Raw genomic sequence first — 22,230 nt, 5'->3', positions numbered from 1 at the left:
TGTGTCCTTAGTAGCGAGGCGCGGGCGGTCCGCCGGGTTCCTCGGAGTCGTAGGGGGCGGCAGGGCTGTCGGGGTGGTGTCCGCCGAAGTCCCGGGGCGGCTCCTGCGGAGCCGAGGGCGCCGGGCCCGGAACGGTGAGGCCGTGCAGCGGGGGCGGGGGCGGCCCCACCGGGAGCCGGTACGGAGTCGTGCTCTCCATCTCCATCAGCCGGTTCTGCGCCACCGTCAGCATCACGGCGAGCCGGTCGTCGAAGTCCTCCGCATCCACCCGCACCCGGAACAGCGGGTCGTGCGGGTCGTTGCGCCGGCGCCAGTTGCGCCACAGCACCTGGCTCAGGTCCTGCCAGATCGCCTCGCCGCCGGACTCCTCGTCGGCGTCGTGGCAGGGCACCAGGACGCCGGTGGCCGGGCGGTACTGGCCGTCGTACTCGGCGAGGACGTCCCGGTAGGTCTCGGAGCGCACGGCCCACGGGTCGACCAGCAGGATGCTCGTCTGGTTGTTGTCCATCGTCTCGTCGAGGCGACCGCTGAGACCGGCGTCGACGACCTCGATGTTGCTGGTGTACCCCTCCTCCACGATCACCTTCTGCGCCCGGTGGGCGACCGTGGGGTACTTGGGCGGGTGGTACGGCGTCCACTCGCGCGGGGAGCGCCCGTAGTACTCGGGCCGCTGCCGCCCTTCCGGCAGCGGGTCGGCGACCCCGGCGGCCAGGAAGACCTGGACGTGCCCGGTGCCCGGTTCGGCGGGCCGCTGCTGCTCGGCCACCGGGAACAGCCCGCGGACCTCACTCAGATCGAGGCCGGGCGTGAGCGGCAGCCGGAAGCGGTCCGCGGCCACCCGTACCCGGGCGGCGACCTTCTCGACGATCGTGCGGTACACCGGGCCCGTCGGGTCGGTGCGCAGGATGTGCATCAGCCCGTGGGTGGCGTACTCCTGGCCCATGCCCGCCTCGTTGTACTGGTAGCGGGCGATGCCATCCGGCAGCTCCCCCTCCATGGGCACCCACAGCACCGGAACGAGGGCCGGGACATCGATCTCGGTCTCCTGGCGGTACTTGTCCAGCCGCTCCCGGAACGCCGTCCACTCCTTGCCGCAGTACTCGCTGCTCAGATAGGAGGGGGAGTACAGCGCGACGAACGCACGGCAGTGCCCGACGGCCCCGCCGAGCACCCGGGCCCAGTCCGCGCCGAGGCCGAGCCGCTCGACGTCCCGGAACGGCGGCTGCGCGGACGGATCGGCGCCGATGCGGCGCAACTCCAGTGCGAGATCGTCGTAGAACCGCTTCACGAACTCGTCGCGATCGTCCTTCCGCGCATAGCTGAGGAAGAAGTACGGCTCCTGAACCAAAACGCCCCCCGATACCTCCCGGGCCGGCCTGACGGCATGCCGCCTGTGCGCCGGAGCACGTCCGGGTCATGGTCATACCCAGAGCGGTACCGGCTCAAGCTGCCCAACCCGATCTCGAATGCCCGTCCGATGTCAGCCGATGTCAGATCGAGGAGTCGAACGCGGCGTACGGCACCCCGACCGGGTTGACCGCCTCGTCGACCACGCGTCGCAGCATCGCGCCGAGCACGGTGTCGGGCAGGTTCTCGACCAGTTCGTCCAGCGCCTCCATGCTCAGCTCCGTGACATCGAGCAGACATGAGTCGATACGGGCGGCACTGGCATCCATCGGCATCCTTCGCACATACGCGTGCGCTGTCAGGTCCGTGGCACGCGAAACCTGACGCAGCGTATCGGGACTGGGACGCCTGATCCAGAACAACAACCCACTCCGTAACCTCCGCACAGCCTTTCGTAGCCGACGCCGCCCCCGGGGTCACCCCCGCGATGGGGCACACTGGACGTTTGACCGTACGGAAGGGATGTGTACGTACGTGAATGGTCCACTCATCGTCCAGTCGGACAAGACCCTGCTCCTGGAGGTCGACCACGAGCAGGCCGGCGACTGCCGTCGGGCCATCGCGCCGTTCGCCGAGCTGGAGCGGGCGCCCGAGCACATCCACACCTACCGGGTGACCCCGCTGGGCCTGTGGAACGCGCGGGCGGCGGGGCACGACGCCGAGCAGGTCGTCGACGCGCTCGTGCAGTACAGCCGCTATCCCGTGCCGCACGCGCTGCTCGTCGACATCGCCGAGACGATGGACCGCTACGGCCGCCTCACCCTCTCCAAGCACCCGGCGCACGGTCTGGTCCTGACGACCACCGACCGCCCGATCCTGGAGGAGATCCTCCGCTCGAAGCGGATCATCCCTCTCGTCGGCGCCCGCCTCGACCCGGACACCGTGGCCGTGCACCCCTCCGAGCGCGGGCAGATCAAGCAGGTGCTGCTGAAGCTGGGCTGGCCGGCCGAGGACCTCGCCGGGTACGTCGACGGCGAGGCGCATCCGATCGAGCTGGCCGAGGACGGGTGGGCGCTGCGCCCGTACCAGCAGCAGGCCGTGGAGAACTTCTGGCACGGCGGCAGCGGAGTGGTGGTCCTCCCCTGCGGCGCGGGAAAGACGCTGGTAGGAGCGGGGGCAATGGCCGAGGCCAAGGCCACGACCCTGATCCTCGTCACGAACACGGTCTCGGCCCGGCAGTGGAAGCACGAGCTGGTGAAGCGGACGTCGCTGACCGAGGAGGAGATCGGCGAGTACAGCGGCACGAAGAAGGAGATCCGCCCGGTCACCATCGCGACGTACCAGGTACTGACGACCAGGCGGAAGGGCGTCTACCCGCACCTGGAGCTGTTCGACTCCCGCGACTGGGGCCTGATCGTCTACGACGAGGTACACCTGCTGCCGGCACCGGTCTTCAAGTTCACGGCAGACCTGCAAGCGCGTCGCCGCCTGGGCCTGACGGCGACCCTGGTCAGGGAGGACGGCCGCGAGTCGGACGTGTTCTCCCTCATCGGCCCGAAGCGCTTCGACGCGCCCTGGAAGGAGATCGAGGCGCAGGGCTACATCGCGCCGGCGGACTGCGTGGAGGTGAGGGTGAACCTCACGGAGTCGGAACGACTGGCGTACGCCACGGCCGAGACGGAGGAGAAGTACCGCTTCTGTGCGACCACCGCGACCAAGCGCAAGGTCACGGAGGCGATCGTGCGGCGCTTCGCCGGTCAGCAGATCCTCGTCATCGGCCAGTACATCGACCAACTGGACGAACTGGGCGAGCACTTGAACGCGCCAGTCATCAAGGGCGAGACGCCGAACTCGCAGCGCGAGAAGCTCTTCGAGGCGTTCCGGCAGGGCGAGATCAGTGTGCTGGTGGTGTCCAAGGTCGCGAACTTCTCGATCGACCTGCCGGAGGCGACGGTCGCCATCCAGGTCTCGGGCACGTTCGGGTCACGCCAGGAGGAGGCCCAGCGCCTGGGCCGGGTACTGCGTCCGAAGGCCGACGGCCACAAGGCGCACTTCTACTCGGTGGTCGCCCGGGACACCATCGACCAGGACTTCGCCGCACACCGCCAGCGCTTCCTGGCGGAACAGGGCTACGCGTACCGGATCGTGGACGCGGACGAGCTGCTGGCTTCGGACGAGAGCTGACCGGCTGATGACCGGTTGATCACCGGCTGATGACCGGTGCTCCTGGCGGGGCGCCGCTCACCTGCGGCGCACGCCCGCCTCCTCGCCGTATTCGCCGAGGAGTACGACGCTCAGGGCGGCGCCGGTGAACACCCTGACGGCGCGGAAAGCGTCGCCAAGGCGGTGGCTGTGGCCGCCCTTTACGGCGGTGGCGCCGGGGCGACGGGAGGACACGGACGCGGGGGTGAAGGTTGCTGCGCTCATGTATCCATGGTCGCGTCCGGGGCCCCCGATGCCATCGGCCTGCGGGGCGAACCTCCGTCGTACCGCCGTACGACTCCGGGTGGACGTCTCCCCCATAGGAAGGTGGAGCCTGCCCCCTAGGGGACTACGGACGACGTAGGCGGTGGCGTGCGGCCGGGGCGTGCGTGCCGGGGCGTCGAAATTGATTGGCCTCCGCCTCCTCCCCTCCCCTAAAATCTCCGCTCTTGCCCGCCTCCCGCTCACGGAGTGCCGCCGCCCGGACGGAAACCGGGTGGCTCTCGACGTCACACCCCAGCAGCAGAAGCAGATACCGCAGCAGAAATGCGGCAGGTATGCAGCAGGTATCCGGAGGCACCCCCCTTGTCCAGCCCCGTCCCCATCCCCATCCCCATGCCCGACGACCCCCTCGGCCGCGAACGTTCCCATCTCTCCGCCTCCCGGGCGGCCCTCCGGGCCATGCGTGAGGACGCGGAGTCCCTCGACATCAAGGACGTCACCGCGAACTGGGTCAACGCGGCGGTCCTCTCCCACCAGATCGAGGAGCGGATCAAGGCCCTCGCCGACCTCAGTCACACCCCGCTGTTCTTCGGCCGCCTCAACTACCTCCACGCGCCCGGCGCCGAGCAGGCCGAGGGCGCGGAGGGGGAGCAGTTCTACATCGGGCGGCGGCACGTGCACGACGCCGACGGGGACCCCATGGTCATCGACTGGCGTGCCCCGGTGTCCCAGCCGTTCTACCGGGCGTCCAAGAAGGACCCGATGGACATCGGGCTGCGCCGCCGGTTCGGGTACACCGGCGGGGACCTCACCGCGTACGAGGACGAGCACCTCTCCGACCCCGCCGAGGCGGCGGCCACCAGCAAGCTGCTCCAGCAGGAGATCGAGCGCCCGCGCGTGGGCCCGATGCGCGACATCGTGGCGACCATCCAGCCCGAACAGGACGAGATCGTACGCAGCGGGCTGGGCGGCTCGGTGTGCGTGCAGGGGGGTCCCGGCACCGGGAAGACGGCAGTCGGCCTCCACCGGGTCGCCTACCTCCTCTACGCCCACCGCGACCGGCTGGCCCGCACCGGCACCCTCGTCATCGGGCCGAACCGCTCCTTCCTCCACTACATCGAGCAAGTGCTGCCCGCCCTGGGCGAGTTGGAGGTCAAGCAGGCCACGGTCGACGACCTGGTGGCCCATGTGGAGGTGCGCGGTAGGGACGACGCGGCGGCGGCCGTCATCAAGGGCGACGCGAGGATGGCGGAGGTTCTCCGCAGGGCGGTCTACTCCCACGTCACCCTCCCCACCGAGCCGGTGATGGTCGTACGGGGGTCACGGCGCTGGCGCGTCCCGGCGTACGAACTCGAAGTCATCGTCCGGGAGTTGCTGGACCGGGGCATCCGGTACGGCGCCGCCCGCGAGGCGCTGCCGCAGCGGATCGCGCACGCGGTGCTGGTGCAGATGGAACGGTCGGGCGAGGCGCCCGACGACCGCGTCCAGGACGCGGTGGCCCGCAACACGGCGGTGAAGGCGGCGGTGAAGGCGGTCTGGCCACCGGTCGACCCCGCGAAACTGGTCCTGCGGCTGCTCACCGACGCGGACTTCCTGGCCGTCCACGCGGCGGGAATCCTCGACGAGGACGAGCAGAAGGAGATCCTCTGGGCGAAGCCCGTACGGTCGGTGAAGTCGGCCAAGTGGTCAGCCGCGGACGCCGTGTTGATCGACGAGACGACCGACCTGGTCCAGCGCACGCACTCCCTCGGGCATGTCGTCCTGGACGAGGCACAGGACCTCTCCCCGATGCAGTACCGGGCGGTGGGCCGACGCTGCACGACCGGCTCGGCGACGGTACTGGGCGACCTGGCGCAGGGCACCACCCCCTGGGCGACGCGCAGTTGGGAGGAGGCGCTGGCCCACCTGGGCAAGTCGGACGCGGTGGTGGAGGAGCTGACGGCGGGCTTCCGCGTCCCGACGGACGTGATCACGTACGCGTCCCGCCTGTTGCCGCACATCGCACCAGGTCTCACGCCCGTGGCATCGGTCCGCGAGAACCCGGGGTTCTTCGAGGTACGGGAGATCAGCGGTACGGATTCTCCGGAGGCCGAAGTGGTGCGCGCCTGCGAGGAGTTGCTCCGCAACGAGGGCTCGACGGGCCTGATCGCGGCGGACGCGCGGGTCGCGGCGCTGGCGGAAGCGCTGAGGGAGGCGGGCATCGGATACCTGTCCCCCGGCGAGGAGACAACGCAGGAGACCCGCCTCACCCTGGTCCCGGCGTCGCTGGCGAAGGGCCTGGAGTACGACTACGTGGTCCTGGACGAGCCCCGGGCGGTGGTGGACGGAGAGCCCGACGAACGCACCGGCCTGCGGCGCCTGTACGTGGCCCTGACCCGAGCGGTGTCGGGGTTGATCGTGACGCATGCGGCGCCGCTGCCGGGGGAACTGGCCTGACGGACGCGCGGGCAGGATTCTCGCCCCCGCCGCCCCTACCCGTCCCATCCCTGGGGGCTGCGCCCCCAGACCCCCGCTCCGGCCCTGAACGGGCCTTGTCCTCAAACGCCGGACGGGCTGGATGGTGCCGGCCGGGGCTTGATCTTTTAGCCCGTCCGGCGTTTGAGGACGAGCGCGTTCAGCGCGAAAGGGGGGTCTGGGGGCGCAGCCCCCAGGGGATGGGAATGGGTAGGGGCGGCGGGGGCGAGAAAAGGCCCGGCCTCAGCCCGCGTCCAACACCCCCCGCCACTCCCCCACCGCCGCCACAGACACCGGCCGCCCCCACCCCTCCGGCCGAGCCGCCCCCCCGATGTGAAACGCATCCACCCCAGCCGCCCGCAACCGCGGCACATGCTCCAGCCGCAACCCCCCACCCACAAGAAGCCGCTGCTCATACCCCGGCTCCCCACCCCTCGCCGCCTCGGCGAGCAACGTAGGCAGGCCCTCATCAACACCCGCCACCGAGCCAGCCGTGAGGTAAGTGTCGAGCCCCGGAAGACCATCGAGCTGCTTGCGCAACGCATCCCGGTCGACGGCATGGTCGATCGCCCGATGGAACGTCCACCGGCAACCGTCAAGCACACCGACGACCCGCTCGACCGCCCCGAGATCGACACCCCCGTCAGCCCCCAGGAACCCGAGCACGAACTCCTCCGCCCCCACCCCCCGCAGCTCCCGAGCCACCCGCACCACCCCGTCCACATCCCCCGCGGCAAACCCGTCCGTCACCCGCAGCATCACCCGCAGCGGAATGTCGACGGCGGCCCGGATCTCCGCGAAGGCCGCGACCGTCGGGGTGAGCCCGTCGGCGGCCATGTCGGTGACCAGCTCCAGCCGGTCCGCACCTCCGTCCCGAGCGGCGACGGCGTCCTCGACACCGAGGGCGATCACCTCCAGGACTGCACGCTGGCCCATCGGACCCCTTCCCTTGGTCGCCCTTGGAGCACTACAGGTCTAGTCCAATCCAAGCGTACGCCCATGAGGTCCGCCCCGTCCCTCACCCCCCGAACATGTTCAGCTCCCCCACCTCCACCCCCACCAGCTCGAACGCCCCCGATCCTGACTCCGCCCCCGCCCCCGCCCCCACCACAGACCGCCCCGCATACAGCCGTACAAGCGTCGCCGCACCCCCGATGAACCGCCCCGGCGTCCGCACCCCCGACACATCCCCCAGCCGCAACGGCTCGTCCAGTTCGTCGACGTCGGCATGGAGCGGCACCAGCCCGCGCTCACGGCTCAGCCGCGCGAGCAGCGGCAGCGCGTACGGCAGCCCGGGCCCCGCATACGCCCCGGGCTCGCCAAGAGCCTCGCGTACGTCACCTGCGTGCACCCACTCCCCGAGCGCGACCCCGTCCAGCACCCCGCCGGCCCGGGCGATCACCACCCCGGCCTCCCCCATCGCCCGCTCCAGCTCGTCCACGACCCGCGCGTTCGTCCAGTCGCCCCGCTCGGCGATGTCCCGGGCGTTCGACTCGGGCGAGAAGGCCCCCTTCTCCAGCCGCCCCTCCACCACCCTCAGCAGCACGGCCGAACAGTGCGCGAGCACATCCCGCACGGTCCACTCGGGACACCCGGCGGTCAGGATCCCGAAGTCGGCCTCGGACCGGGCCCGCAGCAGCGGTATCAGCGTGTCGCGCTCGACGGTCAGGAGCCGCCCGGGCAGCTCGGGGTCACGTACGTCACGTACATCGGCAGAAGACGTCATGGATTCCACGCTAGGGGCGGAAGCGGCCGACCGGGAGAATGCCCCCATGCCTGATCAAGCCGATCCAGACACCTCCAGCACCCTCGACGCCCTCCGCACCCGCTGGACCCAAACCCTGAAAGCAGCCCAAGCCACCACGGCCACCCCCACCCCCTACGCCGACAACCTCCTCACCCGCTACCAGGAACCCCACCGCCGCTACCACACCCTCACCCACCTCACCGCGGTCCTGGACCACATCGACGTGCTGGAGCAGGCCGAAGCCGGGTACGCCCCCGACCCCGCCCTGGTCCGCCTCGCCGCCTGGTTCCACGACGCCGTGTACGCCCCCGACCGCTCCGAGAACGAGGAACGCTCCGCCCGTCTCGCCGAGCGCGCGCTCCCGGAGGCCGGTGTCTCGGCGGCGGACACGGCCGAGGTGGCCCGCCTGGTCCGCCTGACCGTCACCCACGCCCCGGCGCCCGACGACCGCAACGGCCAGGTCCTGTGCGACGCGGACCTCGCGATCCTGGCCGCGCCCCCGGAGACGTACGCCACCTACACGGCCGCCGTCCGCGAGGAGTACGGCTTCGTCCCGGAGGACGCCTTCCGGGAGGGGCGGGCAGCGGTACTGCGCCAACTCCTCGCCCTGCCAAGACTGTTCCGGACGCCGTACGGGGCGCAGGTGTGGGAGGAGGCGGCGCGGGCCAATGTCGCGGCGGAGCTGGCGCGGCTCGAAGCGGATCCGGAGCCCCTTTGACCGGGCCCATTAATCCGTGTCCGCGCGCCCACCCGACCACCTATCCTCGCCGCATGCTGAGCATGGGTGCGGACGAAGTGGACGAGGCCGTCGCGAGCGTGGTGGCGCTGCTGCGGCCGGCGGTGGACCGGGACTGGGTGGGCATCAACGCCGGTGGGCTGGAGTGGAGTTGCCGGCAGACCGCCGAGCACATCGTCGCCGACTTCATTGCGTACGCCACCCGGCTGGCGGGTCGGGCACAGCACGGCTACCTCCCCCTCAGGATCAGCCTCACCAGCGAGGACGACGGCCTGAACCCCGCCACCAACGCCGGCAACTCCGACGTCCTCGACGTCATCGCGGCGACCGGCGCCCTGCTCACCGCCGCCATCCGCACCGCACCCCGTGACGCGCGGGCCTTCCACCCGCTCCCCTTCCGCAGCGCGAACCGCGAGGGCTTCGCCGCGATGGGCATCGCCGAGGTACTGCTGCACGCCCACGACATGGCCGAGGGCCTCGGGCTGCCGTACGAACCGCCCGCGCATCTGGCCGAGTTCGTCCTCACCCGGATCTTCCCGGAGGTCCGGCCGGGCCCCGACCACTGGCGGAACCTGCTCTGGGCGACCGGCCGCGCCGACCTCCCCGGCCGCGCCCGGCTCACCGAGTGGCACTGGACGAACAACCACGTCCTCGACACCGAACGCCTCCGCCTGGAGGGCGTCACCCCGGCCGCCGCCACCGATCTGAGCGCGGGCGGCACCGGCGGCTTCGACTGGATCGAGGGCGGCCCCTTCGACGGCACTCGCGAGGCCGCCGGGATGGTGGTCAAGTCGTACGAAGCGGGCGTGCACCGCCCGGAGTTCGGCCTGTACGTCCTCGTACGCCGTGAGGACGACCGCGCGGTCGGCGGCATCGGCTTCCACGGCGTTCCCGACGAGGACGGCAAGGCCGAGGTCGGCTACGACCTCGCGGAAGCCGCACGCGGCAACGGCTACACCACAGAGGCGCTGCGCGTTCTGGCGAAGTGGGCGCTGGCCCGGGACGACGTACGGTCCCTGTTCGCGACCATCGAGCCGCACAACACCCCGTCCCAGGCGGTGATCGCCCGCGCCGGATTCGTGAAGGTGAGCGAGGAACTGGACGAAGAGGGGCTCCAGGCCTACGAGTTGCGCGGCTGACGCCCCGGCCTGTCGGTCAGGTCCGACGTCTTCCGCCTGCGCAGCCCCGCCCCGTGCAGCAGCCGCACCACCTCGCGGCTGCTGACCTCCACCGCCCCGGCCGCCACCACATCCCCGTACCGATGCGACGGAATGTCGTAGTGGTCGCGCTCGAAGGCCCGTCGAGGCACCCCCAACTCATCGGCGAACGCGTGCAGTTCGTCGTACGACACGTCACTCACGAGGTGGGACCACAGGCGTCCGTGGCCCGGCCAGACAGGCGGGTCTATGTAGACGGTCACGACGAGGCCGACCCACCGTCGGTCCCGCCCGCGGAACCCAGCGCACCCAGGGACGCGACCCGCACCCCCGCCTTGTGGCAGACCCACTGCGGGTCGGGGCCCAGCTCCGGTTCCACCTCCAGGGCGTGCGGATCGCCGGCGCCGCACACCGGGCACAGGGGCCAGCGGCCGTAGCTCTCCAGGAGGGCGTCCTGGACGTCCTGGGCGACCAGCCCCGCCACGTACCCGGAACCCTCCGGCCACTGCTCGACCCACCAGCGGCGCTGTACGACCGACTCCTCGACCATCGAGACCACGTCCGCCTCGGCGACCTCGCCCGCGACCAGGTCGGCGAGCACGAGGGCGCGTGCCGCGTGCAACGCCTGCTCCAAGGAGGTGATGGGGGTCATGCACCCATTGTGCGCACTCTTGACCGTCCGACCGAATGGAAAATATCTTTCATCATGTGACCCAAGAAGTGAAGGAAATTTTCGGATCAGCCGCCGCCGCGCCCGGTGGACCCGGTGGATTCGGTGTCACCCCGCCCGCGCCCGCCGCCCTCGCCGCCAAGGTGCGGACACTGGCGCCCACGATGACCCGCTCCATGCAGCGCGTCGCCGAGGCGGTCGCCGCCGACCCGGCCGGCTGCGCGGCCCTCACGGTCACCGGTCTCGCCGAACTCACCGGTACCAGCGAGGCGACGGTCGTCCGTACCGCCCGGCTGCTCGGGTACCCCGGGTATCGGGATCTGCGGCTCGCGCTCGCGGGCCTGGCCGCCCAGCAGCAGTCGGGCCGCTCCCCCGCCGTGACCGCCGACATCGCCGTCGACGACCCGCTCGCCGACGTGGTGGCGAAACTGGCGTACGACGAGCAGCAGACCCTCGCCGACACGGCCGCCGGGCTGGACATCGCCCAGCTGTCCGCCGCCGTCGGCGCGCTCGCCGCCGCCCGTCGGATCGACATCTACGGCGTCGGCGCCTCCGGCCTGGTCGCCCAGGACCTCACCCAGAAGCTGCTGCGCATAGGGCTGATAGCGCACGCCCACAGCGACCCGCATCTCGCCGTCACCAACGCCGTGCAGCTGCGCGCGAAGGACGTCGCCGTCGCGATCACGCACTCGGGGTCGACCGGGGACGTCATCGAGCCACTCAGGGTTGCGTTCGAGCGGGGGGCCACCACCGTCGCGATCACCGGGCGGCCCGACGGGCCCGTCACGCAGTACGCCGACCACATCCTGACCACCTCCACGGCCCGCGAGAGCGAGCTGCGCCCGGCGGCCATGTCGTCCCGCACCAGCCAACTCCTCGTCGTGGACTGCCTGTTCATAGGCGTGGCGCAGAAGACGTACGAGACCGCCGCACCCGCCCTCTCGGCCTCCTACGAGGCCCTGGCGCACCGCCACACCCCGCGCAGCGGCAGCACGACAGCACGCCGATAACACGGGAAGACCGTTGGACCGTTAGACCAGAAAGAGCCGCACGCCATGACCTCCACCGCTGACGCCTCCTCCAACCACCGCGCCCTCAAAGAGGAGTTGGAGACGCTGACGACCGAGGCGTTCCGCCCGGAGCTGGCCGAGATCGACCAGCTGCCCACCCTCGACATCGCCCGGCTGATGAACGCCGAGGACACCACCGTCCCGGCCGCCGTCGCCGAACGGCTCCCCGAGATCGCCGCCGCGATCGACGCCCTGGCGGCCCGTATGGCACGCGGCGGCCGGCTGGTCTACGCGGGCGCGGGGACGCCCGGCCGGCTCGGCGTGCTGGACGCGTCCGAGTGCCCGCCCACCTTCAACACCGACCCCGCGCAGGTCACGGGCGTGATCGCGGGCGGCCCCGAGGCCATGGTCACCTCGGTCGAGGGCGCCGAGGACTCCAAGGAGCTGGCCGCCGGTGACCTCGACGCGCTCGACATCACCCCCTTGGACACGGTGGTCGGCGTCTCCGCATCCGGACGCACCCCCTACGCGATCGGTGCCGTCGAACACGCCCGCGCGCAGGGCGCGTTGACGATCGGGCTGTCCTGCAACGCGCACAGCGCGCTCGCGGCGGCGGCCGAGCACGGCATCGAGATCGTCGTCGGGCCCGAGCTGCTCACCGGCTCGACGCGGCTCAAGGCGGGCACGGCCCAGAAGCTGGTCCTCAACATGCTGTCGACGATCACGATGATCCGGCTCGGCAAGACGTACGGGAACCTGATGGTCGACGTACGGGCGTCGAACGAGAAGCTCCGGGCCCGTTCGCGGCGGATCGTCGCCCTGGCGACCGGGGCGGGCGACGAGGAGATCGAGGCGGCGCTCGCGGCGACGGACGGGGAGACGAAGAACGCGATCCTCGTCGTACTGGGCGGAGTGGACGGCCCGACGGCCGCCCGCCTCCTCGCGGAGAACGACGGCCATCTGCGGGCCGCCCTGGCGGCTGCACCCCACTGATGCGTGGGGGCCTCCACCCGTCGGGCAGGATGGGCGCCATGACCGAGATCCACACCCCCCGCCTCCTCCTCCGCCGCTGGACCGACGACGACCTCGTGCCCCTGTCGGAGATCCACGCGGACTCCCAGGTCATGCGCTGGATCGACGACGGCTCGGTGCGTGACCTGGAGTACACGGCCGAGGCGATCGAGCGGTGGGAGGAGGAGTGGGACGAGGAGGGCTTCGGCGTCTTCGCCGTCGAACTGCTCGCCTCGGGCGAACTGACGGGCGCCGTCGGCCTGTCCGTGCCCGAGTTCCTGCCGGAGGTCGCGGCCGACGTGGCGATCGGCTGGCTGCTCGGCTCGCAGTTCTGGGGCCAGGGGTACGCCTCCGAGGCCGCCCACGCCACCCTGGAGTTCGCCCTCCAGGACCGGGGTCTCGACCGGGTGATCAGCATCAGCAGGGCGGGCGACGACGCCTCCGAGAACGTCATCCGCAAGCTGGGCCTGACGGAGGAACGGCAGACGACCCACCCGGTGTACGGCCATCAGCTGATCGTGCACGCGATCGACCTCACGGAGTTCGAGGCGTAGGGCCGCCTCCGTAGGCATACCCGTACTCGCGCCCGCGTTGTCAGTGGCGTGTGCGACGGTGGAGACCGCTGAACACTCAGCGAACCGCATGTACACGCACGTACGCCTGTCCGCCGAAGGGACGACCATCGTGAACCACGCCCAGTTGACCGCCCTCGGGCGAGCCCTGCGCGTCCTCGGCGAGCACGGGGACGTGCTCACCCGCGACAGCGCCGACGCGAAACTGCACGAGGTCAAGGCCGACCTGAAGCGGGCCCTGGCGATCCTGGAGGACACGGTGATCGGGTCGGCGCCCACGACCCGCTGCGCCGAGCACCCCAACGGCCCGGTCGACGAGAGCGCCGTCGACCTGTGCCTGCTCTGCGAGACGCGCCGCCGCAGCGCACGCCGCAGCAGCGAGCAGAACGGCACCTACCCCCAGTCGCGTCCCGCCGACCCGGAATCGGCGGCCCCCGAGCGCACGATGTCCCGCTACGGCGTCCGCGCCGACCGCCCCCAGCCCCAGCAGCGCTGGCTCCCCGAGGTCTGGACCGGCCAGGTCTGGCAGCTCTGCGGCACCCCGCGCCGCGACCGCCTGGAGGCCGAGCGCTACCTCTCCGCCGAGCGCCGGGGATCCCGTCCCGGTATCGCCTATCGCCTGGTCCACGAGTTCACCGACTACGAGGTCCTGCGGATCTGGGGCACCCCGGTGAAGGTGGACATCGAGCCGATGGGGAACCTGTGAGCACGTTCCGAATGGAGGTCGGCAGGCTCGGCTTCGGGCTCCCGCGCGGCCGGAGCTGTTCTCGTCACGCCTGCCGGGGGAAGACCACCCGGAGCCGCTGAACCCGTCCGTCGCGGCGGAACATGAGCCAGGCGAGGTTCGGTGGGCAGATGTGGGCGGGGTCGAGCAGGGTGACGTCCACCTCGTGGGTGACGTCCATTTCCCAGATGTCGATGTCCCGGCTGGCCACCACATGGCGCAGATGCTGGCGCACCCCGTACTCCAGGTAGCGGCGCATGACCGGGATGGGATGCGTGTGCTCGCCCGGCCGACCGAGCCGGCCGACCATTTCGGACTCCGCCGGCCACAGCTCGGAGATCTCCCGGGGCAGGCCCCCGGTCTGCCACGCCTGGAGGGTCGCCATGCCCTCGTGCCTGCTCTCCTCGGTGACGGCCGCCGCGTCGTCGTGCGCCTGCGTGGCGCTGTCCGTGAGCACCCGGGCCAGTTTCGCCCTGGCCTGGTTGAGCCTGCTGCGTACCGTGCCGACCGGTACGTCGCACGCGTCGGCGATCTCCTGGTAGGAGGTGATCCCGCTGAAGTGCCGCAGCATCAGCACCAGCCGCAGCTGCTCCGGCAGTTCCTCCACCGCGTCCCAGATCCAGTCGCGCATCGCGTGCCGCTCGATGAGCTGCTCCGGGTGCGACGGCTCGTCGTCGCGAAGGCGCAGGTGGTCGAGGCCGTCGAGGCCGGGCGTCTCCCGCGCGGCGCGCAGGCGCATGCGGCAGGCGTTGCGTACGACCGCCCGCAGCCACGCTCCCACGGCCGTGGGATCCCGTACGTCGCCGATGCGCCGCAGCGCGGTCAGCGCGGCTTCCTGCACCGCGTCCTCCGCGTCGGGGCCGTACCCGAGCAGGCTCAGCGCCACCGCGCGCATCGGCGCCTGGTGGCGGGCCAGCAGCAGACCGAGGGCCTCGGCCTCGCCGGACTGGGCCCGGCGGGTGAGTTCCTCATCCGTGGGCGGGTCGAGGGGCACCATGTCTGAACGCCTCCGTGACGACGTGTCACAAACCGTGTGCTGTTTAGCCATTTAAGAAGAAGACGGGATGGAGTGGAGTATCGCGGAAGTCCCTCTTTTCCGGGAGGGCTTCAGAGCCCGTGCGCGGGCTCGGGCAGCCAGCTGCCGTGGAAGCCGGCCGGGACCGGGCAGGGCAGTTCCACCACCGCCTGTACGGAGAGGTCGGCGGCGTCGAGGACGAGCAGTTCGCCCGCCGCACCGTCGTCGTCCGAGACGAGCGACAGGAGCCAGCCCTCGTCCTCGCCGGTGGCGTCCGGCGCCGGTACGAAGACCGCCTCCCCGGCGTAGCGGCTGCCGGGGGTCTCGTGGACCTGGCGGGTGTGCCGCGTGAGGTCGTGCTTGGCGATGCCGTCGCCGGAGACGGTGTACAGGTAGCGGTTCGGGCGCCCGGTGAGGGTCTCGTTGTGGGTGGGGAACTCGGCCTCGCGGTCGTCCAGCCGGGACTCGGTGACGCGGCCGGTGCCCGGGTCCAGTGTCCAGCGGTGCAGGACGGAGGGGGCCGGGGAGAGAGCCGAGGAGCGGCCCGGTGCTGTGGGCCACGTGGGCCCGGTGGGGCCGGTGGGGCCGCCGATGTCCGACCAGGTGTGCTCGAAGCCGGCGCGGTCGTAGCGCACCGCGTCCAGCACGATGCGCCCGTGCGCGTCCTCGTGGGCGTTGCCCACGTGGAAGACGTAGCAGGGATCGACGTCGTACCACCGCACCTCGGTGCTGCCGGGCGTACGCGGCATGACGCCGAGCCGGGCGCCGTACTCGTCGTCCCACCGGTAGGGCATGCCGCCGCGCCCGGCCAGCCCCGGGTCGAGGACGACGGGCAGGTCCAGCCACACGATGTGGTGCTCGGTGATGGCGAAGTCGTGCATCATCGTCGGGCCCGGTACGCCGACCGGCCGGCTGTCGAGCAGCAGCCCGTCCGCGGTGACCCGGTGGTAGGTGAGGTACGGCGGGGTGAACCCGGTGCCGAACAGGTGCAGTTCGCCGGTGACCGGGTCCTCCTTGGGGTGCGCGGTCATCGCGGTCGTCAGGCGCCCCCCGAAGTCGTACGGGCCGACGGTCTCCAGCTCCGGAGTGACCCAGTAGGGCAGGCCCACCTCGCACAACGCCAGCACGGTACCGGCGTGCCGGATCACGTGGGTGTTGGCGGGCGTCGTGGCCAGGTCGACGGTGGAGTCCGCGCGGATGAACGGGTGCCCCTCCAACTCCCGGGTACGGACCCACCGGTTGCGGTACCACTCGGCGCGTCCGCCCCTCAGCCGGATGCCGTGGAGCATGCCGGGGCCGGTGAACCAGTGGCCCTTGTCCTCGCCGGGCAGCGGATTGGGGCCGTTGCGCAGGTAGCGGCCGTCCAGCTCGGGCGGCAGGGCGCCCCGCACGGTGAGACCGGCCGCGCTGTGCTCGTCCGGGACCGGAGCGAAGCGGCCCCGGAGATACAGGGGAAGAGCTGTCTCGTCGGCCATGCCGCTTACCTTGTCTCCTTGTTGCTCGGGGGGCCTTGGCGCCTTGGCGGTCTCGTGGCCTGGTGGCCTCGTGGCCCTGGCGGCCTGATGACCTGGTGGCGCTGGTGCCCTCGCGGCCCTGGTGGCCTGGCGGCCCTCGTGACCTCGGTGAGCCCCCTGCGGATCCCGCGAGTGTCGTGCCGGTCGCGGGATCCGCAGGGGAACGGGGATGGGATGGGATGGTCCGGGATTACTTCCCCGACGCGGCCCTCTTGATCAGCTCGGCGACCTCGGCGGGCTTGGACACGTACACGGCGTGGCTGCCGCCGGTCTCGGTCACCGTCGCGCCGGCCCGCTCGGCCATGATCCGCTGGGCCGGGGGCGGGATCATGCGGTCGTCGGTGGCGACCAGGTAGAAGCTCGGCTTGCTGCGCCAGGCCGGGTGACCGACCGCCCCGCCCAACGCGTCCAGGCCCCACGGCACTTGGGAGTCGGCCAGGAACTGGGCCTCCTCGGCGGGCAGGTCCCCGGCGAAGGACTCGGCGAACTTCTCCCGGTCGAGGAAGAGGAACCCTTCGACGGGCGGCAGGATCGGCGGTACGGGGGCTCCGGGCGGCGGGTCCGCGATGAGGGTGTTCACGGACTCGCCCTTGTCGGGCGCGAACGCCGCGATGTACACGAGCGCGGACACGTTCTCGTGGTTGCCGGCCTCGGAGATCACCGCGCCGCCGTAGGAGTGTCCGACCAGTACGGTCGGGCCGTCCTGGGCGTCGAGCGACAGCCTGGTCGTGGCGGCGTCGCCGGCGAGCGAGAGCGTCGGGTTCTGGACGACGCTCACGTGGTAGCCGTCGGCGCGCAGCAGCTCGTAGACCCCCTTCCAGCCCGATCCGTCGACGAATCCGCCGTGGACGAGGACGACGTTCTTCGCTTCCCTTGCCTGGTTTGCCTGGCTTGCTTCCGGTGTGGTGCTCACGATGCGCCAGCTCCTTCGTGGTCGTGCGGTGGGATGACGGTGAGGTGCGGGTGCGGGGCCTGCGAGGCCGCGGATGTCACTCGCGCCTGGGCCCGGGCGGGATAGACCTTCGTGAAGACGGCGGGGCCGACGAGACCGGCGACATGGGCGGTGATGCCCACCCAGGCCGGGGCGTCCACCGCGCCGCAGACCGCCAGAGCGACGCCGATGAAGGTGAAGCCGGCGCCCCAGGCACTGGTGATGTGGTTGTTGACCCGGATGAACTCCGGCATGTCCCAGTACTCGCGGGGTGTCTGGCGCCGGGCGATCCCCAGCGTGAAGGGGCGCCTGATCACCAGCGTCCCCCAGGCGGTGGCCGCAAGCCAGCCGAAGGAGACGACGTCGGTGTGGTCCGCCAGGGCCGAGTCCGGCGCGGTGACGGCGACGACGCCGACCACGACGAAGTACGCGACGGTGCTGATCTCCAGGATCAGGGCATCGAGGCCGACCCCGCGACGGCGGTCCTGCACCAGGAGCAGCAGCCCCGTGACGAGGCCCGCTGCCGCGCCCCAGCGCCAGTCGAAGGACGAGACCACACCCGAGACGATCCAGGGGATGAATCCGCGCAGATAACCCATTGAGTGTTCCTCTAGATGTTCCTCTGTGAACCCGACGCCGAGTAGATGCGCGGCCGACGCCCAAAGTTCGAAACCCAGAGTGTGACGCCCACCACAGCCCCGGGTCTGTCAAACCTTGATCCACACGACCGGGTGAACCACGCACCCCGTCCGGGAAAAGTGCCGGATCGCCGCGCCTTGATCGTCAATGCTGCCGATGTCCGACACCCACCTTTCCCTTCCCCTCTCCAGGAGACCGTCCTTGAAGGCCTTGAACGTCCGCCGCGTCCTCACCACCGCCCTCGCCGCCGCCACCCCCGTGGCCGGCGCCCTGCTGCTCGCCGTCGCAGCCCCGGCGGCCACCGCAGCCGCGAACCCCTGCGGGTTCTACGAGACGGGCAGCGACGCGTACTACAACCACTGCACGGGCGACGGCTCCCGCATCATCATCGAGGTGGAGGTGTTCGGCCCGAACTACGAGAAGTGCGTGGGCCCCGGCGACACCTGGCTCGGCAGCAGCAGCAAGATCGACGGCGCCCACTACGTCGGCCGCCTCTGCTGACCCCGACCTGAGCCGGTCGGCCCGGCCTCGCCCGGGCCGACCGCCCCCACCTCAGGGCAGCCGCCCCTCCCGGTTCACCCGCCGCACCCGCGCCCGCAGCACATCCGCAGGCGCAGCCTCCCCCAACGCCTCAGCCGGACAGTCCCACTCGCACCCGCCGCCCACGGGCCGCAACTGCACGTACCCGCCCTCGCGCCCCATGACCTCGCCGATGCGCCCGTCGCGCGCATCAAGGGCGTACGACACGTCACTCACCCTCGTCGCCGCCCGCGGCCACGCCCTCCAGCACGGCGGCCAGCCGCGTCGCCGTACGGACGTTGCAGCGCCCGAGGAGCACCAGCGCGAAGGGCTCGTCGCTCGCACCGCTGATGGGGTCGACGCCCAGCGACGGCAGTGGCGCCGACTGCCTCGAAGTCGCCGCCGGCCACCCCGACCTCGTCCCCGTACGCGACTCCAAGAACCGCCGGGGGCCGAAGCTCGCGTTCCGGGCGGAGGCGTGGACGACGTTCGTCGACGACCTCAAGCAGCCGTCGGATCACTCCATCGGGTGACCGTTTCCCAGCGGCGCGAGTATGCTGCTGACGACATAATACGGTCGCCGTATGGACGACCTGTACGTGATCGAGCTGGAGCCCGAGGTGCAGTCATGGCTTGAGCTGCTCCCCGACAAGCAGCACCGGAAAGTCGAGGAGTACGCCGAGTTGCTGGCCACCTTGGGCCCGCGAACGCCCATGCCGTTCGCACGCCCGCTGGAGGAAGGGGTGCGCGCGGTGTCCGCCCGCAAGGTGTGTGCCGACGCGCACGGACCTGCCCACACCATGTACACCCGAGGCCAGGAAGGAGAGGGCGCATGAGCCACACCCGATGGAGGCTGGCCCGGGAAAGGAAGCTGGCCGGGGGAGACACCGAGTCCCCGGAGGTCAGGGCAGAGCGTGCGGAGATCCGGCTGGCCATGGCCTTCGCAAAAGCCGTGTACGACCGCCGCACGGAACTGGGGCTGACCCAGACCCAACTCGCCGAGCGGGCCGGCCTCAACCAGGCCAAGGTCTCCCGCATCGAAGGCGCCGATGCCGTGCCGACCCTCCCCCTGCTGCGCCGCCTGGCCCTCGCGCTGGACGCCTCCTTGAACATCGCCCTGGACGACGACCGCGAGGAAGTCACCTTCATCGGCCACTCGGCAGCCTGACATCATCGCGCCGCCGCTGCGCGTCCCAGCGTGCGCGAAAGGCGGTGCGCCGGGCCGGGCAGAGGCACACCGGGTGCGTGTGCGGGGGCGGCCGGGCGAGCGCACCCCGCCCCGGCCGTCCCCCTCTCACGTCGCCGCCACAACAATCCACGCCTACGCCGCCGCGACCCGCGCGGCCCTGATCGACCGACGCCGAGAAAGGCCACGGGTATGAACTCTCGCCCGCAGCTGCTGCCCATCGAGGACTTCGAGGAACTGGCCGACGTGGCCCCCGAGCATGTGCGGCTCGAATTCATCGGCGGAAAACTGCGTACGCGGGACCCGCTCAGCGTCGAGGACTTCGAGGAACTGGAGCGAAGGGCACCCGAGACCGTGCGGCTGGAGTACCTCACCGGAGAACTAGTGGTCAAGGCCGTGCCCGACGGCAAGCACAGCTGCATCTTCATGTGGCTGTTCCGCCAGTCCCTGCCACAGCGACCCGACCTGAACCTCATGCCCCGCCCCGGCATCAGAGTCGAGGCCCACCGCAGAGGACGCGCTCGCCCAGACGGAGCCCTCGTACCGGAGGACCATTTCAAGGGCCACGGCGAATGGTCCGACGCCGTCGGCATCCTCATGGCCGTAGAGATCACCTCCCACGACCGGGACACCGACCAGCGCGACCGCGTCGACAAGCCCATCGGCTACGCGGAGGCCGACATCCCGGTGTACCTCCTCGTCGACCGCGACAACAACACCGTCACCGTGTTCAGCGAGCCGAAGGACGGCCGGTACCAGCAGTCCCCGTCCTACCCCTGGGGGGCCACCGTGGCGATCCCGCACCCCGTGGGCATCACCCTGCACACCGAGAAGCTCAAGGACTACGCCGGCTGACCCGCGACCTCCCCGATCCACCTCACGAACTCCCCGGGGTCCTGATCCGCCCCGTGCCCCGCGTCCCAGTAGTACGACGTGTCGACGTCGTCGCCCAGCTGCTTCAGGCGGGCGTGCAGGTTGCCCGCGACCGTGTGGGACGTGTCCGTGTCGTTCGTGCCGAGGCGGATCCACCAGTGCTTGGAGCGCTTGCCGTTGACCTTGTCGACGAGGTGGTGCATCGGGTTCATCAGGGCGAGCTTCTCCGGGATGTCCGCGTCGAGACGGGCGCTGTCGCCGTTCTCGTGGCGGAGGCTCCAGAGGGTGAAGTGGCGGGCCCGGGTGGTTCCCGTACCGAAGAGGTTGTTCTCGGGGCTGGCCATGTCGAAGGTGTCGAAGGACGGGACGTTCTTCTTCCGTGCGCCCACGTGGGCGAGGAAGTCCGCCCAGTTGAAGCCGGCCCTGCCTGCCGACCAGGTGATGAACGGGTTCGCGGCCAGGTAGGTCGCGCGGGCCTCGTCCGACAGGGCCGTCAGGTACCTCGTCGCCGACGGTTCCATGAACGTCTTCAGCAGGTAGTCGTCGAGGTTGCGGGCGGTGAGTCTGCCGTACCCCTTCGCCCGCAGGCCCAGCGACGCCACATGCTCGCCGTACGCCGTCCTCAGCTCGGCCGACAACGTCTGGTCCACCTGTGCTCCGCTGCCCAGCGGGTTCGTCCCCCAGCACCACTCGTACGCCATGTCCGCGTGTTCGAGGTCCGTGATCGGACACCACGCGCCGGTCCCGAAGATCGCGTCGCTCGCGTCGGCCGCGCCGATCGCCTCCAGGTACGGCTCGTACAGCGGGCTGTCGCCGGACGCCCCCAGGAGCGACGACAGGGCCCCACCCGCGCTGACACCTGACGAGAAGATCCGGTTCACGTTCCCCGGAACCCGCCCCTTGTTGGACTTCAAGTACCGTACGGCGGCCTTGAGATCGACGATCGCGGCGGGCGCGACCCCGTAGTAGACGCCCGTCGTCGCGTCGACGAGGGTACGGCCCCGCGCTCCCGGTTCCACGACCACGTACCCGGCGGCCAGCGCGAGCGCCTGGCGGGTGGTCGTGCCGCCCATTCCGGTGGCGGTGATCCCGGTCTTGGCCGCCACGGAGGACGGCATGTAGCCGCCGACGGCGTTCGCCAGGAGGATCGGCGCTCCGCTCGCGTCGACCGCCGCGCCGTCGATCCGCACCGGCTCGCAGACGTTCAGGGACTGGTACACCGCGTCGACCGGGTTCGCCACGTAGGAGGCGACCTTGTAGAAGCGGTAGACCACCTCGTGGGCGGTGCCCGTGGTGTCGGTGACGGTGACCGTCTGCTCGGTGTGGGCGGCCGGGTCGAAGACCAGGGACGCGGCTGCCACGGACGCGGCCCGGGCACTGGAGGCGAATCCCACCGTGGGGATCGCGGCGGCTGCGGCGGTGAGTCCCATCACCACTGACCTGCGCTTCATCGCTGTCTCCTGTCTTCGCGGCTCGTTCGGACGCCGCACAGTTCAACAGCCGTTTCTTAAGGTCTCCTGTGCGTCTCCAGTGACGGCGGAGGCGGGTGGCCGACGGGCGGCCAGCAAAACGAACCAATCGCCCACAAAATTGTCAGCAATTTTGGCGGAAATCTTGCGGACGGTATCTGCGGGCGACCGGTTCACCACGTCGGCGGGCCTGAATCAGCTCTCGGTGGGCCTGGATCAACTCTCAGCGGGC

The 22,230-nt window shown here is 70.9% G+C and carries 26 protein-coding genes and 1 pseudogene; 14 read left to right on the top strand and 13 right to left on the bottom strand.

All coding sequences use genetic code 11. The features are described from left to right. Positions 1 to 7 precede the first annotated feature (7 nt). Positions 8 to 1,348 (bottom strand): FxsC protein, encoded by a 1,341-nt coding sequence (fsxC, locus tag ACWDR4_RS20650; protein WP_450410382.1) that lies wholly within the window; start codon positions 1,346 to 1,348, stop codon positions 8 to 10. Between the two features lie 142 nt (positions 1,349 to 1,490). Next, on the bottom strand, positions 1,491 to 1,676 hold the full coding sequence (gene fxsA, locus ACWDR4_RS20645; protein ID WP_450410381.1) for an FxSxx-COOH cyclophane-containing RiPP peptide: 186 nt from the start codon (positions 1,674 to 1,676) through the stop codon (positions 1,491 to 1,493). Positions 1,677 to 1,881: 205 nt separating this feature from the next. On the opposite strand from fxsA, the gene ACWDR4_RS20640 reads away from it, so the two are divergent. Continuing rightward, the gene (locus tag ACWDR4_RS20640; RefSeq protein WP_450410380.1) at positions 1,882 to 3,531 is read left to right on the top strand and encodes a DNA repair helicase XPB; all 1,650 of its coding nucleotides are present in this window, start codon (positions 1,882 to 1,884) and stop codon (positions 3,529 to 3,531) included. 57 nt (positions 3,532 to 3,588) lie between these two features. On the opposite strand, the gene ACWDR4_RS20635 is transcribed toward ACWDR4_RS20640, so the two are convergent. Next, a complete protein-coding gene (locus ACWDR4_RS20635; protein ID WP_450410378.1) occupies positions 3,589 to 3,774 on the bottom strand; it encodes a hypothetical protein in 186 nt (61 codons plus the stop codon). Positions 3,775 to 4,164: 390 nt separating this feature from the next. On the opposite strand from ACWDR4_RS20635, the gene ACWDR4_RS20630 reads away from it, so the two are divergent. Beyond that, on the top strand, positions 4,165 to 6,207 hold the full coding sequence (locus tag ACWDR4_RS20630; RefSeq protein WP_450410376.1) for a HelD family protein: 2,043 nt from the start codon (positions 4,165 to 4,167) through the stop codon (positions 6,205 to 6,207). A gap of 261 nt (positions 6,208 to 6,468) precedes the next feature. On the opposite strand, the gene ACWDR4_RS20625 is transcribed toward ACWDR4_RS20630, so the two are convergent. Then, positions 6,469 to 7,161, bottom strand: coding sequence for a copper homeostasis protein CutC (locus ACWDR4_RS20625; protein WP_450410374.1), 693 nt, complete (start codon positions 7,159 to 7,161; stop codon positions 6,469 to 6,471). An 82-nt stretch (positions 7,162 to 7,243) separates the two neighbouring features. Beyond that, complete coding sequence (locus ACWDR4_RS20620; RefSeq protein ID WP_450410372.1) at positions 7,244 to 7,951, bottom strand: maleylpyruvate isomerase family mycothiol-dependent enzyme; 708 nt, start codon at positions 7,949 to 7,951, stop codon at positions 7,244 to 7,246. Positions 7,952 to 7,997: 46 nt separating this feature from the next. Between ACWDR4_RS20620 and ACWDR4_RS20615 the strand changes: the two genes are divergently transcribed. Next, positions 7,998 to 8,690, top strand: coding sequence for an HD domain-containing protein (locus ACWDR4_RS20615; protein WP_450410370.1), 693 nt, complete (start codon positions 7,998 to 8,000; stop codon positions 8,688 to 8,690). 53 nt (positions 8,691 to 8,743) lie between these two features. Next, on the top strand, positions 8,744 to 9,847 hold the full coding sequence (locus tag ACWDR4_RS20610; protein ID WP_450410368.1) for a GNAT family N-acetyltransferase: 1,104 nt from the start codon (positions 8,744 to 8,746) through the stop codon (positions 9,845 to 9,847). Here ACWDR4_RS20610 and ACWDR4_RS20605 read toward each other — a convergent pair. Then, on the bottom strand, positions 9,829 to 10,128 hold the full coding sequence (locus tag ACWDR4_RS20605; RefSeq protein ID WP_450410366.1) for a DUF4031 domain-containing protein: 300 nt from the start codon (positions 10,126 to 10,128) through the stop codon (positions 9,829 to 9,831). The two genes, ACWDR4_RS20610 and ACWDR4_RS20605, sit on opposite strands and share 19 nt — an antisense overlap. After that, a complete protein-coding gene (locus tag ACWDR4_RS20600; protein WP_450410365.1) occupies positions 10,125 to 10,517 on the bottom strand; it encodes a hypothetical protein in 393 nt (130 codons plus the stop codon). Before ACWDR4_RS20600 ends, ACWDR4_RS20605 begins: the two co-directional genes overlap by 4 nt. A gap of 56 nt (positions 10,518 to 10,573) precedes the next feature. Between ACWDR4_RS20600 and ACWDR4_RS20595 the strand changes: the two genes are divergently transcribed. The 4 genes from ACWDR4_RS20595 to ACWDR4_RS20580 all read left to right on the top strand — a co-directional run bounded on the left by ACWDR4_RS20595 (position 10,574) and on the right by ACWDR4_RS20580 (position 13,834). Continuing rightward, positions 10,574 to 11,545, top strand: a complete 972-nt coding sequence (locus ACWDR4_RS20595) for a MurR/RpiR family transcriptional regulator (RefSeq protein ID WP_450410363.1) — start codon at positions 10,574 to 10,576, stop codon at positions 11,543 to 11,545. Positions 11,546 to 11,590: 45 nt separating this feature from the next. Beyond that, a complete protein-coding gene (gene murQ, locus ACWDR4_RS20590; RefSeq protein ID WP_450410361.1) occupies positions 11,591 to 12,538 on the top strand; it encodes an N-acetylmuramic acid 6-phosphate etherase in 948 nt (315 codons plus the stop codon). Positions 12,539 to 12,576: 38 nt separating this feature from the next. Then, the gene (locus ACWDR4_RS20585; RefSeq protein ID WP_450410359.1) at positions 12,577 to 13,110 is read left to right on the top strand and encodes a GNAT family N-acetyltransferase; all 534 of its coding nucleotides are present in this window, start codon (positions 12,577 to 12,579) and stop codon (positions 13,108 to 13,110) included. Between the two features lie 130 nt (positions 13,111 to 13,240). Next, positions 13,241 to 13,834 carry a hypothetical protein gene (locus tag ACWDR4_RS20580; protein WP_450410460.1) on the top strand — a complete coding sequence of 198 codons (594 nt, stop codon included), beginning with the start codon at positions 13,241 to 13,243 and terminating at the stop codon, positions 13,832 to 13,834. A 64-nt stretch (positions 13,835 to 13,898) separates the two neighbouring features. Here ACWDR4_RS20580 and ACWDR4_RS20575 read toward each other — a convergent pair whose 3' ends face one another. The 4 genes from ACWDR4_RS20575 to ACWDR4_RS20560 all read right to left on the bottom strand — a co-directional run bounded on the left by ACWDR4_RS20575 (position 13,899) and on the right by ACWDR4_RS20560 (position 17,911). Then, complete coding sequence (locus ACWDR4_RS20575; RefSeq protein ID WP_450410357.1) at positions 13,899 to 14,849, bottom strand: RNA polymerase sigma factor; 951 nt, start codon at positions 14,847 to 14,849, stop codon at positions 13,899 to 13,901. Positions 14,850 to 14,959: 110 nt separating this feature from the next. Continuing rightward, on the bottom strand, positions 14,960 to 16,342 hold the full coding sequence (locus ACWDR4_RS20570; protein WP_450410355.1) for a carotenoid oxygenase family protein: 1,383 nt from the start codon (positions 16,340 to 16,342) through the stop codon (positions 14,960 to 14,962). 229 nt (positions 16,343 to 16,571) lie between these two features. Next, positions 16,572 to 17,294 (bottom strand): alpha/beta hydrolase, encoded by a 723-nt coding sequence (locus ACWDR4_RS20565; RefSeq protein WP_450410353.1) that lies wholly within the window; start codon positions 17,292 to 17,294, stop codon positions 16,572 to 16,574. Beyond that, entirely contained in the window at positions 17,291 to 17,911 is a 621-nt protein-coding gene (locus ACWDR4_RS20560; protein ID WP_450410351.1) for a hypothetical protein, read from the bottom strand. The genes ACWDR4_RS20565 and ACWDR4_RS20560 overlap by 4 nt, the downstream gene beginning before the upstream one ends. Before the next feature lie 250 nt (positions 17,912 to 18,161). Between ACWDR4_RS20560 and ACWDR4_RS20555 the strand changes: the two genes are divergently transcribed. Continuing rightward, positions 18,162 to 18,452, top strand: coding sequence for a DUF6355 family natural product biosynthesis protein (locus tag ACWDR4_RS20555; RefSeq protein WP_450410458.1), 291 nt, complete (start codon positions 18,162 to 18,164; stop codon positions 18,450 to 18,452). A 51-nt stretch (positions 18,453 to 18,503) separates the two neighbouring features. Here ACWDR4_RS20555 and ACWDR4_RS20550 read toward each other — a convergent pair whose 3' ends face one another. After that, positions 18,504 to 18,698, bottom strand: a complete 195-nt coding sequence (locus ACWDR4_RS20550; protein ID WP_450410464.1) for a hypothetical protein — start codon at positions 18,696 to 18,698, stop codon at positions 18,504 to 18,506. A gap of 122 nt (positions 18,699 to 18,820) precedes the next feature. On the opposite strand from ACWDR4_RS20550, the gene ACWDR4_RS20545 reads away from it, so the two are divergent. The 4 genes from ACWDR4_RS20545 to ACWDR4_RS20530 all read left to right on the top strand — a co-directional run bounded on the left by ACWDR4_RS20545 (position 18,821) and on the right by ACWDR4_RS20530 (position 20,511). Further along, positions 18,821 to 19,003 (top strand): DUF397 domain-containing protein, encoded by a 183-nt coding sequence (locus ACWDR4_RS20545; RefSeq protein ID WP_450410349.1) that lies wholly within the window; start codon positions 18,821 to 18,823, stop codon positions 19,001 to 19,003. 51 nt (positions 19,004 to 19,054) lie between these two features. Beyond that, positions 19,055 to 19,306 carry a hypothetical protein gene (locus tag ACWDR4_RS20540; protein ID WP_450410347.1) on the top strand — a complete coding sequence of 84 codons (252 nt, stop codon included), beginning with the start codon at positions 19,055 to 19,057 and terminating at the stop codon, positions 19,304 to 19,306. Continuing rightward, positions 19,303 to 19,638 (top strand): helix-turn-helix domain-containing protein, encoded by a 336-nt coding sequence (locus ACWDR4_RS20535; protein ID WP_450410345.1) that lies wholly within the window; start codon positions 19,303 to 19,305, stop codon positions 19,636 to 19,638. The genes ACWDR4_RS20540 and ACWDR4_RS20535 overlap by 4 nt, the downstream gene beginning before the upstream one ends. Before the next feature lie 210 nt (positions 19,639 to 19,848). After that, positions 19,849 to 20,511 (top strand): Uma2 family endonuclease, encoded by a 663-nt coding sequence (locus tag ACWDR4_RS20530; protein WP_450410343.1) that lies wholly within the window; start codon positions 19,849 to 19,851, stop codon positions 20,509 to 20,511. Here ACWDR4_RS20530 and ACWDR4_RS20525 read toward each other — a convergent pair. Then, the gene (locus tag ACWDR4_RS20525; RefSeq protein ID WP_450410341.1) at positions 20,499 to 21,980 is read right to left on the bottom strand and encodes a subtype B tannase; all 1,482 of its coding nucleotides are present in this window, start codon (positions 21,978 to 21,980) and stop codon (positions 20,499 to 20,501) included. The two genes, ACWDR4_RS20530 and ACWDR4_RS20525, sit on opposite strands and share 13 nt — an antisense overlap. Between ACWDR4_RS20525 and ACWDR4_RS20520 the strand changes: the two are divergent. After that, a pseudogene (locus ACWDR4_RS20520) lies at positions 21,925 to 22,215 on the top strand (hypothetical protein); the annotation flags it as partial. The gene ACWDR4_RS20525 and the pseudogene ACWDR4_RS20520 sit on opposite strands and share 56 nt — an antisense overlap. Positions 22,216 to 22,230 lie beyond the last annotated feature (15 nt).

The organism is Streptomyces sp. NPDC000878 (assembly GCF_053599695.1).
This window is presented reverse-complemented; position numbering and strand designations above follow the sequence as displayed.

Bases quoted from the DNA above. Each gene is read 5' to 3' on its own strand.
- ACWDR4_RS20570 (WP_450410355.1), bottom strand. From the start codon at position 16,342: ATGGCCGACGAGACAGCTCTTCCCCTGTATCTCCGGGGCCGCTTCGCT.
- ACWDR4_RS20535 (WP_450410345.1), top strand. From the start codon at position 19,303: ATGAGCCACACCCGATGGAGGCTGGCCCGGGAAAGGAAGCTGGCCGGG.
- ACWDR4_RS20575 (WP_450410357.1), bottom strand. From the start codon at position 14,849: ATGGTGCCCCTCGACCCGCCCACGGATGAGGAACTCACCCGCCGGGCC.
- ACWDR4_RS20540 (WP_450410347.1), top strand. From the start codon at position 19,055: ATGGACGACCTGTACGTGATCGAGCTGGAGCCCGAGGTGCAGTCATGG.
- murQ (WP_450410361.1), top strand. From the start codon at position 11,591: ATGACCTCCACCGCTGACGCCTCCTCCAACCACCGCGCCCTCAAAGAG.
- ACWDR4_RS20560 (WP_450410351.1), bottom strand. From the start codon at position 17,911: ATGGGTTATCTGCGCGGATTCATCCCCTGGATCGTCTCGGGTGTGGTC.
- ACWDR4_RS20630 (WP_450410376.1), top strand. From the start codon at position 4,165: ATGCCCGACGACCCCCTCGGCCGCGAACGTTCCCATCTCTCCGCCTCC.
- ACWDR4_RS20635 (WP_450410378.1), bottom strand. From the start codon at position 3,774: ATGAGCGCAGCAACCTTCACCCCCGCGTCCGTGTCCTCCCGTCGCCCC.
- ACWDR4_RS20545 (WP_450410349.1), top strand. From the start codon at position 18,821: ATGGGGTCGACGCCCAGCGACGGCAGTGGCGCCGACTGCCTCGAAGTC.
- ACWDR4_RS20615 (WP_450410370.1), top strand. From the start codon at position 7,998: ATGCCTGATCAAGCCGATCCAGACACCTCCAGCACCCTCGACGCCCTC.
- ACWDR4_RS20620 (WP_450410372.1), bottom strand. From the start codon at position 7,951: ATGACGTCTTCTGCCGATGTACGTGACGTACGTGACCCCGAGCTGCCC.
- ACWDR4_RS20585 (WP_450410359.1), top strand. From the start codon at position 12,577: ATGACCGAGATCCACACCCCCCGCCTCCTCCTCCGCCGCTGGACCGAC.
- ACWDR4_RS20530 (WP_450410343.1), top strand. From the start codon at position 19,849: ATGAACTCTCGCCCGCAGCTGCTGCCCATCGAGGACTTCGAGGAACTG.
- ACWDR4_RS20610 (WP_450410368.1), top strand. From the start codon at position 8,744: ATGCTGAGCATGGGTGCGGACGAAGTGGACGAGGCCGTCGCGAGCGTG.
- ACWDR4_RS20600 (WP_450410365.1), bottom strand. From the start codon at position 10,517: ATGACCCCCATCACCTCCTTGGAGCAGGCGTTGCACGCGGCACGCGCC.
- ACWDR4_RS20525 (WP_450410341.1), bottom strand. From the start codon at position 21,980: ATGAAGCGCAGGTCAGTGGTGATGGGACTCACCGCCGCAGCCGCCGCG.
- fxsA (WP_450410381.1), bottom strand. From the start codon at position 1,676: ATGGATGCCAGTGCCGCCCGTATCGACTCATGTCTGCTCGATGTCACG.
- ACWDR4_RS20625 (WP_450410374.1), bottom strand. From the start codon at position 7,161: ATGGGCCAGCGTGCAGTCCTGGAGGTGATCGCCCTCGGTGTCGAGGAC.